The 16,752-nt window shown below is 55.3% G+C and carries 17 protein-coding genes and 1 pseudogene; 9 read left to right on the plus strand and 9 right to left on the minus strand.

Annotated features, from left to right (window positions below):
* The first annotated feature begins 307 nt into the window (after positions 1–307).
* The 5 genes from AAF463_RS23195 (at position 308) to AAF463_RS23215 (ending at position 6,204) form a co-directional block, all read left to right on the plus strand.
* Positions 308–1,321 (plus strand): LacI family DNA-binding transcriptional regulator, encoded by a 1,014-nt coding sequence (locus tag AAF463_RS23195; RefSeq protein WP_350262226.1) that lies wholly within the window; start codon positions 308–310, stop codon positions 1,319–1,321.
* Positions 1,322–1,338: 17 nt separating this feature from the next.
* Positions 1,339–2,163 carry a sugar phosphate isomerase/epimerase family protein gene (locus tag AAF463_RS23200; protein WP_350262227.1) on the plus strand — a complete coding sequence of 275 codons (825 nt, stop codon included), beginning with the start codon at positions 1,339–1,341 and terminating at the stop codon, positions 2,161–2,163.
* A 208-nt stretch (positions 2,164–2,371) separates the two neighbouring features.
* On the plus strand, positions 2,372–3,100 hold the full coding sequence (locus tag AAF463_RS23205) for a gluconate 2-dehydrogenase subunit 3 family protein (RefSeq protein WP_137387185.1): 729 nt from the start codon (positions 2,372–2,374) through the stop codon (positions 3,098–3,100).
* Positions 3,101–3,118: 18 nt separating this feature from the next.
* Positions 3,119–4,888 carry a GMC family oxidoreductase gene (locus tag AAF463_RS23210; protein ID WP_350262228.1) on the plus strand — a complete coding sequence of 590 codons (1,770 nt, stop codon included), beginning with the start codon at positions 3,119–3,121 and terminating at the stop codon, positions 4,886–4,888.
* Positions 4,889–4,890: 2 nt separating this feature from the next.
* Positions 4,891–6,204, plus strand: a complete 1,314-nt coding sequence (locus AAF463_RS23215) for a cytochrome c (protein ID WP_350262229.1) — start codon at positions 4,891–4,893, stop codon at positions 6,202–6,204.
* Positions 6,205–6,465: 261 nt separating this feature from the next.
* Here AAF463_RS23215 and AAF463_RS23220 read toward each other — a convergent pair whose 3' ends face one another.
* Both AAF463_RS23220 and AAF463_RS23225 read right to left on the minus strand, forming a co-directional pair.
* Positions 6,466–6,930: a heme-degrading domain-containing protein gene (locus tag AAF463_RS23220; RefSeq protein ID WP_210080080.1), complete on the minus strand. Its 465-nt coding sequence runs from the start codon at positions 6,928–6,930 to the stop codon at positions 6,466–6,468.
* An 82-nt stretch (positions 6,931–7,012) separates the two neighbouring features.
* Entirely contained in the window at positions 7,013–7,363 is a 351-nt protein-coding gene (locus tag AAF463_RS23225; RefSeq protein ID WP_350262230.1) for a cupin domain-containing protein, read from the minus strand.
* Positions 7,364–7,508: 145 nt separating this feature from the next.
* Between AAF463_RS23225 and glsB the strand changes: the two genes are divergently transcribed.
* Positions 7,509–8,432: a glutaminase B gene (gene glsB, locus AAF463_RS23230; RefSeq protein WP_192414732.1), complete on the plus strand. Its 924-nt coding sequence runs from the start codon at positions 7,509–7,511 to the stop codon at positions 8,430–8,432.
* Between the two features lie 9 nt (positions 8,433–8,441).
* Here glsB and AAF463_RS23235 read toward each other — a convergent pair.
* Both AAF463_RS23235 and AAF463_RS23240 read right to left on the minus strand, forming a co-directional pair.
* A pseudogene (locus AAF463_RS23235) lies at positions 8,442–8,819 on the minus strand (type II toxin-antitoxin system death-on-curing family toxin).
* Positions 8,816–9,037, minus strand: a complete 222-nt coding sequence (locus AAF463_RS23240; protein ID WP_350262231.1) for a type II toxin-antitoxin system prevent-host-death family antitoxin — start codon at positions 9,035–9,037, stop codon at positions 8,816–8,818. The pseudogene AAF463_RS23235 and the gene AAF463_RS23240 overlap by 4 nt, the downstream one beginning before the upstream one ends.
* A 247-nt stretch (positions 9,038–9,284) precedes the next feature.
* Here AAF463_RS23240 and AAF463_RS23245 point away from each other — a divergent pair, with 247 nt between their 5' ends.
* Positions 9,285–9,701, plus strand: coding sequence for a DUF2946 domain-containing protein (locus AAF463_RS23245; RefSeq protein ID WP_101761134.1), 417 nt, complete (start codon positions 9,285–9,287; stop codon positions 9,699–9,701).
* Positions 9,702–9,773: 72 nt separating this feature from the next.
* Positions 9,774–11,510 (plus strand): DUF2534 family protein, encoded by a 1,737-nt coding sequence (locus AAF463_RS23250; RefSeq protein WP_350262232.1) that lies wholly within the window; start codon positions 9,774–9,776, stop codon positions 11,508–11,510.
* Positions 11,511–11,590: 80 nt separating this feature from the next.
* On the opposite strand, the gene AAF463_RS23255 is transcribed toward AAF463_RS23250, so the two are convergent.
* On the minus strand, positions 11,591–12,607 hold the full coding sequence (locus AAF463_RS23255; protein ID WP_350262233.1) for an NAD(P)-dependent alcohol dehydrogenase: 1,017 nt from the start codon (positions 12,605–12,607) through the stop codon (positions 11,591–11,593).
* Positions 12,608–12,729: 122 nt separating this feature from the next.
* Positions 12,730–12,999: a hypothetical protein gene (locus AAF463_RS23260; RefSeq protein WP_101761136.1), complete on the minus strand. Its 270-nt coding sequence runs from the start codon at positions 12,997–12,999 to the stop codon at positions 12,730–12,732.
* Between the two features lie 279 nt (positions 13,000–13,278).
* Here AAF463_RS23260 and AAF463_RS23265 point away from each other — a divergent pair, with 279 nt between their 5' ends.
* Positions 13,279–13,839, plus strand: a complete 561-nt coding sequence (locus AAF463_RS23265; protein WP_101761137.1) for a thioredoxin — start codon at positions 13,279–13,281, stop codon at positions 13,837–13,839.
* A gap of 232 nt (positions 13,840–14,071) precedes the next feature.
* Here AAF463_RS23265 and AAF463_RS23270 read toward each other — a convergent pair whose 3' ends face one another.
* The 3 genes from AAF463_RS23270 to AAF463_RS23280 all read right to left on the minus strand — a co-directional run bounded on the left by AAF463_RS23270 (position 14,072) and on the right by AAF463_RS23280 (position 16,555).
* Positions 14,072–14,545: a heme-binding protein gene (locus AAF463_RS23270; RefSeq protein ID WP_350262234.1), complete on the minus strand. Its 474-nt coding sequence runs from the start codon at positions 14,543–14,545 to the stop codon at positions 14,072–14,074.
* Between the two features lie 86 nt (positions 14,546–14,631).
* Positions 14,632–15,243: a response regulator gene (locus AAF463_RS23275; protein ID WP_350262235.1), complete on the minus strand. Its 612-nt coding sequence runs from the start codon at positions 15,241–15,243 to the stop codon at positions 14,632–14,634.
* Between the two features lie 4 nt (positions 15,244–15,247).
* Positions 15,248–16,555 (minus strand): ATP-binding protein, encoded by a 1,308-nt coding sequence (locus AAF463_RS23280; RefSeq protein WP_350262236.1) that lies wholly within the window; start codon positions 16,553–16,555, stop codon positions 15,248–15,250.
* Between the last annotated feature and the right edge of the window lie 197 nt (positions 16,556–16,752).

Genomic DNA, 16,752 nt, shown 5'->3' on the forward strand with positions numbered 1-16,752 from the left:
ATTAAGCGATACACGTTAGATAAAAATGAGATTTGCTTTGTAGTGGTGAGCAAAATGTCAGCTAAGACGACTTTTTAGTCAATCTGGCAAAGTGCAAATCAGCGAAATCGATCACAAAAAGTTAATGAAATGCACCCGATTGCAAAAAACGTTGCAATCGGGTGCAAAGATCAAACATAATCGCAACATCCTAAAAATAGGGTTATTTGTCGCGCTTTACGCCAATTGCGTGCGCTTAGGTGTTTATTTTCCGTTGGGTTTCACGTTCAATGCTGGGGGTCTCCGCTTTTTCCCCTATGCAGGTGCTATGAGTAAACCAACCGCAAAATCTCACAAAGCCACCGCCAGCGATGTGGCAAGACTGGCTGGCGTCTCGAAATGGACGGTATCGCGTGCCTTTACGCCCGGCGCGTCAATTTCCGAGAAAGCGCGCGAACGCGTAATCGCGATTGCCACCGAGCTGGGTTATCGCCCTAACCTGCTGGCCCGCAGTCTGTCGCAGAAGAAGACACAGATTATTGGCGTGGTGATCGACGAGCTGAAAAATCCGCACTCGATGTTGATGCTCGACACCGTCACCCGCCAGCTACAGCAGCGCGGCTACATGGCGCTGCTGCTGAATATTGGTAGCGGTGAAAACTACCGCGCGGTGCTGTCGCTGGCCGATCAGCTGCAGGTCGATGGCATGCTGTTTCTCGGCACGGTGCTGAGTGATGAGCTGGTCGCCGTGGCGCGTGAAATGCACCACATTCCGCTGGTGCAGGTGTGCCGTAACAATGACGAGCCGGATATTGAAGTGGTCAATATCGACGGCTTGCAGGCGGGCAAACAGCTGGGCGAACTGCTGCTGGCGCAAGGTTATAAGCGCATCGGGTACATGATGGGCCCGGCCACCAGCAGCCATCACACGCTGCGTTTGGAAGGTCTGCAACTTGCGCTGAACCAAGCTGGCCTGGCGCTGGAAGTGCTGCTCACCGCCGGTGAATACGCCCGCGAACGCAGCTACGCGGCGTTGACTGAGTATCTCAACGCGCACGCGCCCGATCAGCGGGTTGAAGCGCTGTTTTGCGAAAACGATGTGCTGGCGCTCGGCGCGCTGGCGGCCTTACGCGAAGGTGCAGGCAACAAATTCATGGCGGTGGTGGGTTTCGATGACATCGATGAAGCCAGCTTGCCCAGCTGGCAGCTCACCACCTTCAGCCAGCGTATTGATTTGATCATCACTGAAGCCCTGAACCGGCTGATTGATGAACGTGCCACTCCGGGTGGCGTTTGGTCTCAGGGAGAATTGCGTATTCGACGCTCTCACCTGAAGCCGTGAGGTAACAAGGAGGAGAGATGAAGTTGTCGTTGCATGGCGTGTCTGTTTGGTACAGCAATGCCGTCACTCAGTTACGCATCGCCCATGAGACTGGCTTTAGCGGGATGGAGATCCTGCCAGAACATCTGTATCGCTATCTGGATAACGGTGGCAGCTATGCTGCCTACCGCGATCTGATGGCGAAATACAGCGTCGATATTACCTGCATCAATGCGCTGAAACGTATTGGCCGCCATGAGCCGGAAGCGCGAGCTGAGCTGCTGCGCGAAGCGGAAAAAATCTGCCAGGCCGCGGTGGAACTGCGTTGTCCGGTGGTGCAAATCATGGCGCTGACCGAACTCGATCATCTTTCCGCCGCCGAGCGTGATGCCATCCTGCTGGAGAATATCTCCGCCATCGCCGATATCGGCGCACCGCACGGCATCAAATTCCAGATTGAAGTCGTCGCCTTCACCGCGTTCAATTCGCTGCAACACGCACTGGATCTGATTAAACAGAGCGGCAAAGACAATCTTGGCGTGGTGGTGGATTTCTGGCACCTGCATGCCGGCGGCGGCACCACGCCTGCTGAAGTGGCGCGCATGGATAAAGATCTGATTTACGGCGTGCATTTCTGCGATGGCCGCGCGGCCAAGCCGGGTGAAGCCTGGGATGAGTGGGTACAGCGCGACTACGCACCAGGCCAGGGCGATGTGGATATTGCCGCCTGGGTGGCGGCGGTAAAAGCTACCGGCTACGACGGCGTTTGGTCACCGGAACTATTAAGCCCGCAAAACTGGGAAGACGATTTGTGGGATATTTCCCGTCACTGCTATGAAGATATGAATAAATATATTCATTAACATAAAGGGAGCCCGATAAACGGGTTTCCCGTAAATACGGTCACCATAAATGGCGACCGTATATTTACCCTACCTCTGAAAAAAACAATTACGAACGCAGATTCGTCGCTAGCGCCTGCGCGCTATTTGCGCACGGTCATTGCGTCTGAAATATCTGAACGTCGTGCTCTGTCAATATTCATCTATTGAAGTTTAAGGGATAAAAAGTATGAACCGAAGAGAAGCGCTCTTTTCGCTCAGTGGAATTGTGGCATCCCTCGCTGTCGCGCCGCAGCTACGGGCGAAAGAGCTGCACAATGTCCCGCTGGAAACCCAACTCAGCACCGATCACCTGCCGCAACCGGCATGGCAAGATGGTTATCAGGTGCTCACCAATCCGCTGGATCGCCAGAATCTGGCAGCCATCTTTGACCGCCTAATCCCCGCCGATGACCTTGGCCCGTCCGCCAGTGAAGCGGGCGCGATTGAGTTCCTCGATAACCAGTTAGCCGGTGATTATGGCTCTGGCGCGGCGCTCTATTTGCAGGCGCCGCTGCATCCGGAAAATGAAGCGGCATTGATGGGCAGCCCGCAATTTCTTACCCCGCCAAAAGCGCGCTATTTAACCGGCTTAGCCGCGCTGGAAAAGTGGGCGCAGCAACAGCATCAGGCTTCATTACATACCTTATCAGCTGAACAGATCGATACATTCCTGACAGCAATGGAAGACGGCAAGATCGATTTAGGAAAAGACGTGAATAGCCAGGCGCTGTTTGAATTAATGCTGCAAAACGCGCGCGAAAGCTATTTAGCGGATCCGATTTATGGCGGAAATAAAAATATGGTGGGTTGGAAGATGATCGGTTTTCCCGGCGCACGCTATGACTATCGCCCTTATATCGAACGCCGCAACGAAAATCTGGCGCTTATTCCCGTCAGCCTCATTCCTAACGATTAAATAGCCGGAGCTGAGTCAATGTCATTAGTTAGAAATAAAGCTGACGTGGTCATCGTCGGCTTAGGTTGGGCCGGTTCGGTAATGGCGGAAGAGCTTACCCGCGCGGGACTTAACGTGGTCGCCATTGAACGCGGTGCCTGGCGCGATACTTCGACCGATTTCCCGGTCGCCATTGATGCCGATGAACTGCGTTTCCACACGCGCCGCAAAATCCTGCAGCCGATGAGCGTGGAAACCACCACCTTCCGCAACCGCAGCGATCAGCTGGCAGCGCCGGTACGTAACTGGTCAGCGTTTCAGTTTGGCTGGAACGTTGGCGGTGCAGGCACGCACTGGGCCGGCATGTCATGGCGCTTTACGCCGTGGGATTTTGAAGTGGCGAAGCAAACCCGCGAACGTTACGGCGCGAAAAAGATGCAGGGTTTGCAGCTGCAGGATTGGGGCGTGACCTACGACGAAATGGCGCCGTTCTACGATCGCTTCGAGCGTATTGCGGGCACTTCCGGTATCGCGGGCAATCTCAACGGCCAGCCACAAAAAGGCGGCAATATCTTCGAAGGCCCGCGTTCACGCGACTATCCAACCCCGCCGCTGAAAGAAACGCACTGGATGAGCAAGTATCGCAAAACCACCGAAAGCATGGGGTATCACCCGTTCACGGTGCCGGCCGGTAATCTGTCGCAAGCTTATGTCAATCCGCTCGGCGTCAGCATGGGTCCGTGCACCTATTGCGGCTTCTGCGACTTCCACGGCTGCGGCAACTTCTCCAAGTCATCGCCGCAAGCGTGCATTTTGCCGGTGTTGATGCGCCGTCCAAACTTCACGCTGCTGACCGAAACGGAAGTGTTGCACGCCGTAAAGCATGACGACGGTAAAACGGTGAAAGGTGTGAAATTTATCACCCAAGATGGTGTGGAGGGCTTCCAGCCGGCTGATATCGTCTGCATCACAGCTTATCAGATGGATAACGTGCGTCTGATGCTGCTCTCCGGCGTGGGTGAACAATACGATCCGCTGACCGGTCGCGGCACCATTGGCCGTAACTACAACTATCAAACCTGCTCCAGCGTCACCGGCTTCTTCGATAACGAATACATGAACCCGTTCATCGGCGGCGGCGCATTGGCGGTGCAGATTGATGACTTCAACGGCGATAACTTCGACCACAGCGATCTCGATTTCATCGGCGGCGCGGGCATCATGGGCTTCTCCACCAACGGTCGTCCAATTCAGAACATGAACGGCCTGCGTCCCGGCACCAAACGCTGGGGCAGCGAGTGGAAAGCGGGCTACAAGCGCGATTACCAAACCGCCGGTACCATCTTCTGTCAGGGCACCTCGATGCCGATGCGCGAAGCCTATCTCGATCTCGATCCCACCTACAAAGATCGTCACGGCCAGCCGCTGATCCGCACCACATTCGACTGGAACCAGAACGATGTGCGCATGGCGAAATTCGTTACCGATCGCGCCATCGACATCATGAAAGAGACCGGCGGCCAGCATATCGTGGTGGATAACCAGGCGGAGAAGAGCTGGAATCCGTACCAGCAGCACAGCTCGCACACCATTGGTGGCGCGGTGATGGGCAGCGATCCCAGCACCTCCGCACTCAATCCCTATCTGCAAAGCTGGGATGCGCACAACCTGTTTGTGGTCGGCGCATCCGCCTTCCCGAACAACGGCGGTTATAACCCGACCATCACCATTGGTGCGCTGGCGGTGCGTGCTGCGCAGGCGATCCACCAGAAGTACATCCATAATCCGGCACCGCTGGTGGGGGCGTAATCATGGCGAAAGCAAAGAAGATAACTTATACGCTCGCCGCACTGGCGGTGATTGCGGGCATCGCGGCGTCGGGCCGTTTGTGGGTGGTGTTAGACAGCGCGCGTTCAAACGTTGCCGACGACAACGTGCAGTTGGCCGATTTCCACAGCAATGACGATGCCGCTATTAAACGCGGTGAATACGTGATGCGCCTCGCCGACTGCGCCGCCTGTCACAATGCGGACTTCTCCGGCGGCTACACAATCGATACGCCTTTTGGCGCGCTGCAGACCTCGAACATTTCACCAGACCGTGAAACCGGCATCGGCAACATGACCGAGCGCGATTTCTTTAACGCGGTGCGTCAGGGACGCGGCGAACACGGCTTCCTCTATCCGGCGATGCCGTACACCGCTTATACACAGATGAGCGATGATGATATGCACGATCTTTGGGCCTATTTTTCGGCACAAAAACCGGTGCACAACGCCATCGATGAAAATGCGGGCATGAATTTCCCCTACAACATTCGCCTGGCAATGGCTGGCTGGAACCTGTTGTTCTTCGATAACAGCGCGTTCAAGCCGCAAACCGCGCAGAATGATGAGTGGAATCGCGGTAAGTATATTGTTGATGGTCCGGCGCACTGTAGCGTTTGTCACACCGCGCGCAACGCGCTGGGCGGCGAAATCAGTAGCCACTATCTGCAAGGTGGCAATCTGGGAAGCTGGTACGCGCCGGATATCTCGCCGAATCCTCATGCTGGCATTGGCAAATGGAGCGACGCGCAGATCGCTGACTACCTGAAAACCGGTTCGAACGGTGCAAGCGTGGCGGCGGGTCCAATGGCCGAAGCGGTCGAGCACTCGACGCAGTATTTTAACGATCGTGATTTGCACGCTATCGCCACTTATCTGCGCAGCTTACCGGCTTCTTCCACGCCGCAAGCCGCCGGATTCGTGATGGATAAAACACGTCACGATCGGGCCGCACTGCGCTATGAAGTGGATTGCTCGGCGTGTCACGGGTTGTCGGGTGAAGGTATCACCGGCATGGTGCCCGCTTTTGCCGGCAATGGCGCGATGCAGAACGATCCCACCAACATGATCCACGCATTGCTGGACGGTGCCCGCGCGCCGCACACCGCAGACCGACCAACGTCCGCGGGCATGCCGGCATTCTCCTGGAAGCTTAACGATCAGGAGATGGCAGATGTACTGAACTACGTGAGGAATTCGTGGGGTAATCAGGCTACCGAGGTGAAAGCCAGCCAGGTCGCCGATCTGCGCAAAGCCACCGGCGCAGGCGCTAAGCTGAAAGTACTGGTGATGAAATAGCGTTTCTTCACCGAGCTTCTGGTTACCTTTCAGCGTCGTTGCTGGTCGCTAACCAGCAACACTTTCAGGATACAAGGGTTGCCATTTATGGCGTAATGTTCGTCAGTTAAGACATGAAAAACCCTCATTACCGAGAGCACACACTGTAGCGGCGCAATTTATTGCGCGATAAATCGCGCCGCTACGGAAGGTGCGGTAATGTGATATGGCGCTTAACAGCCAGGCATTACGCCATTTATGGCGATCTTTTTTATAAATCCATCAGCGCAGCAGCTGAGTAATCCCCCACAGCGCTAACGCATGATCGTCTGCAGACGGTAAACCGCTGATGGTGACTGCACCAATGATCGCGCCCTGAGCAGTGAGCAGCGGGAAAGAACCACCGTGATCGGTGTAATCTTCCTGGCGGATATTGCGCTGCTGCGCCATACGCTCGCCCTTCTGTTCATTCATAAGCCCCACATACATCGAAGAGTGGCCGGTCAACAGCACGGTATTACGCTTACGACGCATCCATTCCAGATTTTCTGGGGCGGATCCTGGCAACGCCGCCAGAAACAGCACCTGACCAAACGCATAGACTTCGATAGCCACAGGCGCATTGTCTTCACGCGCGCGCTGCTGGATGCTTTGGCCGATTTGCCACGCTAAATCGAAATCAAACTGCGGTAAACGATGCTCGGCTTCCTGCTGCTGCAAGGTTTCTAAGGACGGCAGCGATGACATGATAGAATCCTCTCAATTTGAAATAAATTTTCCATATTTTATATCATGGAATGAATTTTTCGCATGTGATGAGGTTCTCACTTCAGATTGTGCTAACCGGAATCGCACCGTAATGCACCGCGAGCCACACCGTTGGGCTCTTGCTGTCGGTCCAGTTGACGCGATGGCGGCAGCCAGCTGGGATCTCGACAAAATCACCGACCTGCAAGTGACGCTCCTGCGTTTCCCCTTCCAGCTGCAATCCTGCCGATCCTTGTAACACCAGCACCCATTCCCCTTGCCTCTGGCAGTACCAGAAATCGGGCGGACTGGCTTGTCCGGTAGAAACGATGCGTTCAATATGCAGATTGGGCTGCGTCAGCAGCGCTTCAAACGTCTCTGCGTTGCCGTTCTGTGCGGCGGCGGGGAAATCGCGAAACAGGTTAGTTATCATCGCGCGGGCTCGACATTTAATGAAATCAGCCCGCACTGTAACGCAGGCTTCACCCAGAAGGCTCACAGAATTTTGCGCCGCCGATTGACGCGCTGCGCGCAAATCACCATCATCCTGGCCAATATCGGTTACACGGAGTGTGAAGGTGTCGGAACTCAGTAATGCATTGCTAGAAGAGATTGTCAGCGAAGTTCGTCCGCTCACCCAGCAGGGAAAGGTGGCGGATTACATTCCGGCGCTGGCCGACGTGGATGCCGATCAGCTCGGCATCGCCATTTGCACGCCCGACGGACGCTGTTTTCAGGCGGGCGATGCCGCGACGCGCTTCTCCATTCAGTCGATCTCCAAAGTGCTGTCGCTCAGCGTGGCGCTTACCTTGTATGAAGAGGGTGAAATCTGGCAACGCGTCGGCAAAGAGCCGTCGGGACAGGCATTCAACTCGCTGGTGCAGTTGGAGCTGGAACAGGGCAAACCGCGTAATCCGTTTATCAATGCCGGTGCGCTGGTGATGTGCGATCTGCTGGAAAGCCGCCTGACAGCACCACGCCAGCGCATGCTGGAAATTGTGCGTCGTCTGGCGCAGCAAAATGACATCCATTACGACCGCGTCGTTGCGCGCTCCGAATACGAACATTCGGCACGCAACGCTGCTATCGCCTGGTTGATGAAATCCTTCGGCAACTTCCATAACGATGTCAGCAAAGTGATGGAAACCTATTTTCACTACTGCTCGCTGGCAATGAGTTGCCAGGAACTGGCGCGCACCTTTCTCTATCTCGCCAATCATGGCCGCACGCAGGATGATGAATCAGCGGTGATCTCACCGCGCCAGGCACGTCAGGTCAACGCGCTGATGATGACCAGCGGCATGTACGATGGTGCCGGGGAATTCGCCTGGCGCGTGGGCATGCCAGCGAAGTCTGGCGTCGGCGGCGGTATTGTCGCGGTGATCCCCGGTGACATGAGTATCGCCGTCTGGTCGCCAGCGCTGGATCATTCGGGCAACTCTTTAGCGGGCACCGCACTGCTGGAGAAACTTACCGAGCGATTGGGTAGATCGATTTTTTAGACAATGTGGTTAGTGTGATCCGAAGAATGCGCGCAATTGGTTTGCCAGATAAGGCACTCCGGCTTCGCCAGTTGCTGCCATGACCGTCAATTCGACTAATTCAGGCCGGTCATGTACGCGTATTCCATTACGCTTTAAAAACAACATGGTTACGTTAAGCGAGGTTCTCTTATTCGCATCGGCAGAAATATACCCGCGTGAGATTGCCACCCACTAGGTTGCTGTAAGCTCAAAAATATCCTGAATCCCTTCGTAATATTCACGATTAATAACGCGGGTAACAATAGCTTCTGCTCTTCCGGGATCGGGCATTCCTGCAACACCGGCATAACGCTTTAAAAGGTAATCGTGAAGTGCGATAACCTCCTCAGCAGAAACGTGAATCATCTATCTGTTAACGCTTTATTAGATGCATCAAACTCACCCATTAACTCTGCGAATTCAGCATCCAGTACGGCTTTTCGATACGCCTCGAAACTGGCTTTGCTGATGACAACCGCTGAGTCACCGCTGCGTCGAGTAATTTCAACGGCCTCCCCTGCAATCGCCTGGTCCAAAACCTGAGATAAATTCTCTATGGCGCTGGTATAAGTAAACTTGTTCATAATACCTCCAACATGTACAGGTGAAAGGTACTTCTCTTGACCTTTGTCATCAATGGTATTTTCCTGACGCGATGTTATGTTTCCGCTCTGTTTTTATCAGGTTGCATTAACGTTAACAGCCGCATCTCTTTAAGTGACTATTTTCAAAAGGTGCGAATTTTTTCTTAAATAGCCTCTATTTTTTTAACCCATCAACGTCAATCGCGTTACACTTCCGCCTCATTTACGGAATCATCCACTAGCAACCATGACGTTTACACATCACTTCCGCCAGCGTTTGACTGCCTGCGTCGCCATTGTGGCGGTGCTGCTGCTGTTCGTCGCGCCGATTGTGTCGAAAACGTTGATGGAGCGTCAAAGCCAGCTGCTGGCGATGCCGCAGCACAGCATGATGGATAGCTCAATGAGCCATCATGAAATGATGATGGCGGATATGCCGATGCCCGGCATGAGCCATCACATGATGGACGACGGCGAGTTTGCCTGCGGCTATTGTGATCTGCTGGTGCATGTCCCGCTCCTGATGTGGGTGTTTATTCCGTTTATCTGGCTGATCATGGTGATCTCGCGCGCCCCGCCGCTGCCCCACGTGGTTGCGCCGATTGTGCGTCGCGTTAGCAGCATTCATCGTCCGCGCGCCCCGCCTGCACCGCTTTCCTACTGACCTCATTTATTGCAGTGCACGCTCAGCTTGAGCGATGTGCTAAGACAATTTCTTTTTGGAAGGAAGACGGCTTTGTCTGCTGCTCACTCTGCAGCACCGCGCGGCGCGGTGCTTAATTTGATACGTCGCTTACATTTTTATATTGGTCTGTTTGTCGCCCCGTTCATCTTTGTTGCGGCGCTCAGCGGCACGCTTTATGTGTTGACGCCCCAGTTGGAAAACCTGATTTATGCCGATGCGCTAACCGCTGAACCTCAAGGCAACGCGCAGCCGCTGTCGGCACAAATCAGCGCGGCCCGTGCCTATGCGGGCGAAAACCAGCACATCTACGCGGTGCGTCCTGCGCCGGGTGCAACGGATACCACGCGCGTGCAGTTCAGCGACGCCACGCTCAGTGCATCACTGTCGCGCGCGGTGTTTATCGATCCCTATAGCCTGAAAGTGAAAGGCGATATGCCGGTTTACGGCACCAGCGGTGTGTTGCCGCTGCGCACCACCATCGACTTACTGCACAGCAGCCTGCTGCTTGGCGATTTCGGTCGTAACTACAGCGAACTGGCGGCGTCCTGGCTGTGGGTGGCCGCTCTCGGCGGCGTGGTGCTGTGGCTGGGAACGCGTCCGAAACGTAAGCTGAAGCAACCGCGAAGCGGTTTCGCCTTCAGCCGCCACTGGCACATTACGCTCGGTCTGACGCTGGCGATCGGTTTGGTGTTCTTCTCGGTGACCGGCCTGACGTGGTCGCAGTGGGCGGGCGGTAATATCGATCGCATGCGTACCGAACTGAACTGGCTGACGCCACAGGTGAATACTTCGCTCAACAGCGATGCGCCTGCTGCACCGGCCAATCCGCACGCCGATCACATGCCGGATAGGGATATGCCGGGCATGAGTATGCCGATGTCGTCGATGACCAAACCAACGGCAGCGCCCGCCAAACCGGCGCGCAATAACGCCGCTGATGCCGACTGGGATCGCGTGCTGAATGCGGCGCGTCAGGATGGACTGAGCGCGGCGAAGCTCGAACTGCGTCAGCCGAAAAGCGCAGATAACGCGTGGGCGGTGACGGAGATCGATCGCAGCTGGCCTACGCGAGTTGATGCGGTGTCGGTGAATCCGCATGATTTCAGCGTGGTGGATCACGTCTACTTTGCCCGTTTCCCGCTGGTGGCGAAGCTGACGCGCTGGGGCGTGGATGCGCATATGGGCGTGCTGTTTGGTTTACCCAATCAGCTGCTGCTGGCGTTCTTTGGCCTCGGTTTATGCAGCATGATCGTGTTCGGTTATCGCATGTGGTGGATTCGTCGGCCAAAAGATGTCGAAGCGAATCCGGCACAGACCCTAACCGAAACCTGGATGGCGTTACCGCATTACGCCAAAGTCGCCTGGTTAATGGTGGCGCTGGCGCTGGGTTATGCGCTGCCGGTGATGGGCGCGAGTTTGCTGGCGTTCCTGCTGCTGGACATTCTGCGCTGGCGCAAACAGCAACGCGCACCGCTCGATGAAGCCGCGCTGTTGGCTTCACAGCAATCTCCGCTGGGCATTATTCGCGCGCGATTTGCCGTGAAGCGTAAAGAGATGCGCTACTTCCTGCGCGGTTTGTTTATCCTGGCGCTGATTGTCGGCACGGTGATGAGCAATGCGATTATCGGCGGCGTTATCGATCAATATGGCATTCCGTTCAGCCATTGGTCGCTGACCATGTACATCACGCAGGGCTTTATGATTGCGTTGTACACCACGGTATTTACCGCGCTGACGTCGATTCCGCTGTGGTATTTCTTCCTCGGCGAAAAGGATGATCGGGGATAAGTGCGTGGAGTTTAACGGTGCGCAGGAATGCGCACCGTTCGTCCTGAGATCGCCATTTATGGCGATCTGGTCATTGAGATTTAGAAATCGGCTTTCAACACTACGCGGTAATTGGCTTTGCCCGCGCGTACGTGATCCAGCGCTTCATTGATTTTAGACATCGGGAACTCTTCCACCTGCGGTGCGATATCCGCACGCGACGCCAGTTTCATCAGTGAACGCAGCTGGCCTGGTGAACCGGTAGAGGAACCGGTCACCGCGCGATCGCCCATAATCAGGCTGAACGCCGGCACTTCAAACGGCTTCATCACTGCGCCGACGGTGTGGAATTTACCGTGCGGAGCCAGCGCCTGGAAGTACGGTGCCCAGTCAAGATCCACCGCCACCGTGCTGATGATCAAATCAAACTGACCGGCCAGCGCGTTCAGCGCCTGCGGGTCGCGGCTATTTACCACGCGGTCCGCACCCATCGCTTTGATTGATTCGGTTTTGCTGGCGTTGGAGCTGAATGCCGTCACTTCTGCACCCATCGCACGCAGCAATTTAATCGCCATGTGGCCCAGGCCGCCGATGCCGATCACGCCGACGCGGCTGGTGGCGGTGACATGATGCATCAACAGCGGTTTGAACACGGTGATGCCGCCACATAGCAGCGGACCCGCCGAGGTGTAATCCATCGCTTCTGGCAGCGGGATCACCCATTGCCAGTCGGCGCGCAGATGGCTGGCAAAACCGCCTTTGTTCATGATGGTTGGCACCGAACCGTTCTCACAGTTAACGTGCTCGCCATTGATACAGGCATTACAGTGCTGGCAGCTTTTCGCCGTCCAGCCGATGCCCACGCGCTGGCCCACTTTCAAGCCTTTATTCAGCGCCGCATCCCCTAACGCGCTGATGCGACCAATCACTTCGTGGCCGGCAATCACCGGGAACGAGGAGATGCCCCACTCGTTATCAATCATCGACAAATCTGAGTGACAAACACCGCAGTAATCGACCTCAACCTGCACCTCTTCAGCAGCCAGTTCACCGGCTTCATACTCATGAGGCACCAGCGCTTCACCCGCGTTCAAGGCGGCATAACTTTTGATTTTCATTACTGTCCTCTGTATCCACGTTTTTGACAGGGCAAGTTTAGCAGAGCGTGTTTCCCGCTCTTGACCATTAATCCGTCACTTAGCCGCTTTAACGCGATTAAAACGCTGAAAAGCATCAAGGGTTAAAGCGGATCGTGATTAAGCGGCGTGCGGTACGCGACGCGCGCCTCTTCAATCAGTTGGCTGGCGGTCACCGTGGGCGGCAAGCGCGTCAGCACTTTGCTCGCTTGCCAGTAACACAACACCATAAGTTCATCGGATTCGCTTTCCGCCATCTCCAGCAGCCGCTCGCGCAAAGTGGGAACGTCCAGCGTTTGGTGTTCATCCATTAACTCGGCAATGGTTTCATTAAGAACCTGATGAATGATTTTCCAGGAGAGATTGGCAAACACATTGAACCTCGATGCTCTTAACGTTTGGCTCCAGGCAAATGAATCAAAAATGCTACAAGTAAGAAGATTGAAACAGGATTAACTATAGCCGCTTATTTTCTGTGCAAGACGGTTGCAGGCTGAGTTTCTTGTAGCTCGCGGATCTATAAAACGATTTTCCTTTCGCCACATTTGCAGCGATCGAATGGCTTTGTAACAAAAAAGCACAAGCCCACGCTGGCTGTTCGCGCCGTGCTTTGCCAAAGTAAGACAACTTTATCGCTGCAACAGGGAATGACCATGAGCCAATCCACCGCATTACACGCCGATCCGCTGGTTTGGGGCCACGGCCCGAAAGTGTTTGAGGTATTTCTGGAACCCACCTGCCCGTTCTCCGTGCGCGCATTCAACAAGCTGGACGCGTTGCTGCAACGGGTGGGCGAAGAGAAGATGACATTAAAAATTCGTTTGCAATCACAGCCGTGGCATATGTATTCCGGCGTGATTGTGCGCTACATCCTTGCCGCCTCAACCTTGCCGGAGGGCAAAGCAGCCGCCAAAAAGGTGCTGCAAGCGGTGGCGGATCATCGTGAAGAGTTCGAGTTTACCGATCACAGCCACGGCCCGAATATGGATGCCACGCCGAATCAGATCCTTGATCGTCTGGAGCAATACAGCGGCGTTAACGCGCGCGAACCTTTTCTGCGTGCCGAGCTGCAGAATGAAATCAAATGGCACAGCAAATACTCGCGGCAAAACGGTATCCACGTTTCACCAACCTTCATCACCAACGGTTTGGTGCAGCTGGATATCGGCAGCGGTGACGAGATTGAATCCTGGGCTAAACGCATCCTCGCTTAACGCCTTTGGCCCGTTGCGGCGGGCCTTTAGTATGATTTCGCGATAGATTTTCGCTTGCACTGCTTGCCTTAACTCCGACAATCGCTATCTCTCTAATTATGCTGTCACAGGCACGCGGTCGGGCACGGTTGCCCGTCGAACTGCTGCTGTTTACCTTGCCGATGCCGTTAGTCTGTTTTGCACTGTCGCGCCGTAACTAACCAGGTCGCCATCAATGACGACCTGGTGCGTATTACTGAATGACTTTCAACGCATCCACCGCGCAGGCTTCATCCAGATGGCCGCCCGGTGCGCCGCCGATGCCGATTGCGCCAATCACCTGATCGCCGCTTTTCACCGGCACACCGCCCGCCAGCAGCAGGAAGCCTGGAATATCACGCATGTTCTGCGCACCAGCATTATTCTGTGCGGCTTCCATCACTTTACCGCTTGGGTTTTTGGTGCTCAGCGCGGTGTAGGCTTTCATCTGGCTGGCTTCAACGGTGTGCGGACCGGCGTTATCCATGCGCTGCACCGCTTTCAACAAACCAGCACGATCCACCACGGTCACCGTGACGTTGTAGTTTTTCGCCGCACACGATTGAACCGCGGCGCTCGCCAGCTTCTGTGCGTCAGTCAGGGACAGGTTGGATTCGGTTAATGCAGCGTGGCTGCCGAAGGATACCAGGGCCGCCGCAGCGGCAATCAGAGAAAGGCGGATGTTCATGTGTCACTCCTGTTTAATAGTGAGTGACACTGTAAAGCGCGGCGGGCAAAAGAAATATGCGGGCGATTACCCGTTCGGCCTGGTAGTTATACCTGGTTCAGCTGCTGCCAGGCGTGAATCAACTGCGCGAGATTATTGAGTTCCAACTTGGCAAACACCGCCGCGCGATGCGCTTCCACGGTGCGCGGTGATAGCGATAAATCACGCGCGATCGCTTTGCTGGTTTGCCCGGCAATCATCAACTGCATCACTTCACTTTCACGCGCCGATAACAGCGCAAACCGCGCCTGCAAACCCTGCTGCGACTGCCAGCGATCGGCACGCTGCTCACTTTCGCTGAATGCCAGATGAATGGTCTCCAACAGCGGTTCTATCTCCAGCGGCTTGGTGTAAAACTCAAATGCGCCCTGACGAAATGCGCGACGACAGGCATCAATGGTGCCGTGACCGGTCATGATGATCACCGGCAGCAGCGGATGGCGATCGCCCTGCTCCGCCAGCCAACTCAGACCGCTAATGCCCGGCATGCGCACATCCAACAGCAAACAGCCGCGCAGCGGTTGTTGCGCCTGCGTAGCCGCTTCAAATGTGGCCAAATCGGCAAAATCGGCCACGTCGTAATCCAGCGTCTTAAGCAGAAAACCGAGCGATTCTCGCACGGATAAATCATCATCCACTAACCAAACCTTTGCGACCATTCCGTTACTCCGCCAGTTGGAAAATTAAGGTAATCTCCGCGCCGCCTGCAGCGCGATTTGCCAGCCGCAGCTGGCCGTTCATGCGTAACATCAAGCTCTCGACCAGCGTCATGCCTAATCCCATGCTATTGGCGCGCGAGCTGTAAAACGGCATGCAAGCCTGCGCTAATCCTTCCGCCGAGAAGCCGGGACCATTATCGCTAATGATGATTTTGATGCCGTGAGGAATAGGTTCAGATGCCATGTTCACCCATGCATCGGGACGTCCTTGCTGCATGTGAATGGCGTTCTGCAACAGGTTATGGAACACCTGTTCCAGCCATTGGGGATCGCTCAATACTTTTGCCTGACCGTGCTGCCACTGCTGACGCAGCGTGACATCGCCGTCATCCAGTTCCTGTTGCAGCAGCACCGTCACGCGCCGCCAGATGGCTTCCGGATTCACGGCGGTCATCGCCACCGGACGTTCGCTCACGATGTCGCGAAAGCGTTGCAGCAACGCCGCGAGGCGCTCGGTTTGCAGGTTCATCGCGTTGAGCGCCTGCGGCAGATTCTCGTACTTGCCCTGTTTCAGCAGCAGCTCACTGCTGTGCAGCCAGGTGTTGATGGCTGTCAGCGGCTGATTAATTTCATGAATGATGCCGGCGGTAAACTCGCCCAATGCTTCACGTCGCGTACGCTGGAAATAGTCCGCGCGCAGGCGCATCTCCACGTGCTGACGCCAGTGACGCAGCAGCCACCAGCCCAAACCGCCAATTACCAGCCACACCAGCAGCGCCAGCATAAATGGCAGCGCATGCAGCGCACGCCAGTCGGGATTGGCGCTGCCTTTCAGCAAGAATGGCTGATAGTGATTGATGAACGGCCGCTGCCATTGCCAGCGCGCGGTGTCCGAATAGTTCACCGTTTGCATGGCGGGCGGTGCGTGGATATGAAAAGCCAGAGCCAGCGCCACATCCGAGGTTTGCAGGGCAAAATGCAAATCGATCAGCATGCGAATCTGGCGGTAAGGATTGTAGAGCCAATAGCGACCACCGCTCACTTCTTCAAAACGCGGCGCGGTTAACGGACGATTTACGGTGTGTTCCAACAGGACAAGCTGGGGGAATTTGCTCTGCAAAGAGGCGAGTTCCTCATCGCCATTCAGCAGCGGCAACAGCGTTTCATTCTGCGTTTGATAGGCGGCGAGACGGTTAAACTGCTGATTAAATCGCGCCTCGCCGACACGCTGCTGCTGCAAAATTTGATCGGTAAATAACGCTATCAAGGTGATCAGCGTTAACAGCAGCCAGACCAGCCAATACCTTTTCATCCATGGTCGGTAAGTGTGCGGCATAGAGTTCCGTGGTTATGCAGTAAAGAAGTACTCCAGCAAAGGAGGCCTGACTAAAGTCAAACGTTTTAACCCGCGCCGTAGAGGGATTCAACGACTTTTCTCGGTCGTCGCGTGTTTTCAGAAGTGTGCCTGGCGCGTGGTTGCTGCTATCCGGACCACCCGTTGCTAGAGCA

Origin of the sequence: Pantoea sp. BJ2 (assembly GCF_040255075.1) — a bacterium.
GTDB lineage: Bacteria > Pseudomonadota > Gammaproteobacteria > Enterobacterales > Enterobacteriaceae > Pantoea > Pantoea leporis.

Bases quoted from the DNA above. Each gene is read 5' to 3' on its own strand.
- AAF463_RS23255 (WP_350262233.1), bottom strand. From the start codon at position 12,607: ATGAAAATCAAAAGTTATGCCGCCTTGAACGCGGGTGAAGCGCTGGTG.
- AAF463_RS23195 (WP_350262226.1), top strand. From the start codon at position 308: ATGAGTAAACCAACCGCAAAATCTCACAAAGCCACCGCCAGCGATGTG.
- AAF463_RS23210 (WP_350262228.1), top strand. From the start codon at position 3,119: ATGTCATTAGTTAGAAATAAAGCTGACGTGGTCATCGTCGGCTTAGGT.
- AAF463_RS23270 (WP_350262234.1), bottom strand. From the start codon at position 14,545: ATGAACATCCGCCTTTCTCTGATTGCCGCTGCGGCGGCCCTGGTATCC.
- AAF463_RS23265 (WP_101761137.1), top strand. From the start codon at position 13,279: ATGAGCCAATCCACCGCATTACACGCCGATCCGCTGGTTTGGGGCCAC.
- AAF463_RS23240 (WP_350262231.1), bottom strand. From the start codon at position 9,037: ATGAACAAGTTTACTTATACCAGCGCCATAGAGAATTTATCTCAGGTT.
- AAF463_RS23200 (WP_350262227.1), top strand. From the start codon at position 1,339: ATGAAGTTGTCGTTGCATGGCGTGTCTGTTTGGTACAGCAATGCCGTC.
- AAF463_RS23225 (WP_350262230.1), bottom strand. From the start codon at position 7,363: ATGATAACTAACCTGTTTCGCGATTTCCCCGCCGCCGCACAGAACGGC.
- AAF463_RS23220 (WP_210080080.1), bottom strand. From the start codon at position 6,930: ATGTCATCGCTGCCGTCCTTAGAAACCTTGCAGCAGCAGGAAGCCGAG.
- AAF463_RS23280 (WP_350262236.1), bottom strand. From the start codon at position 16,555: ATGAAAAGGTATTGGCTGGTCTGGCTGCTGTTAACGCTGATCACCTTG.
- AAF463_RS23205 (WP_137387185.1), top strand. From the start codon at position 2,372: ATGAACCGAAGAGAAGCGCTCTTTTCGCTCAGTGGAATTGTGGCATCC.
- AAF463_RS23245 (WP_101761134.1), top strand. From the start codon at position 9,285: ATGACGTTTACACATCACTTCCGCCAGCGTTTGACTGCCTGCGTCGCC.
- AAF463_RS23275 (WP_350262235.1), bottom strand. From the start codon at position 15,243: ATGGTCGCAAAGGTTTGGTTAGTGGATGATGATTTATCCGTGCGAGAA.
- AAF463_RS23215 (WP_350262229.1), top strand. From the start codon at position 4,891: ATGGCGAAAGCAAAGAAGATAACTTATACGCTCGCCGCACTGGCGGTG.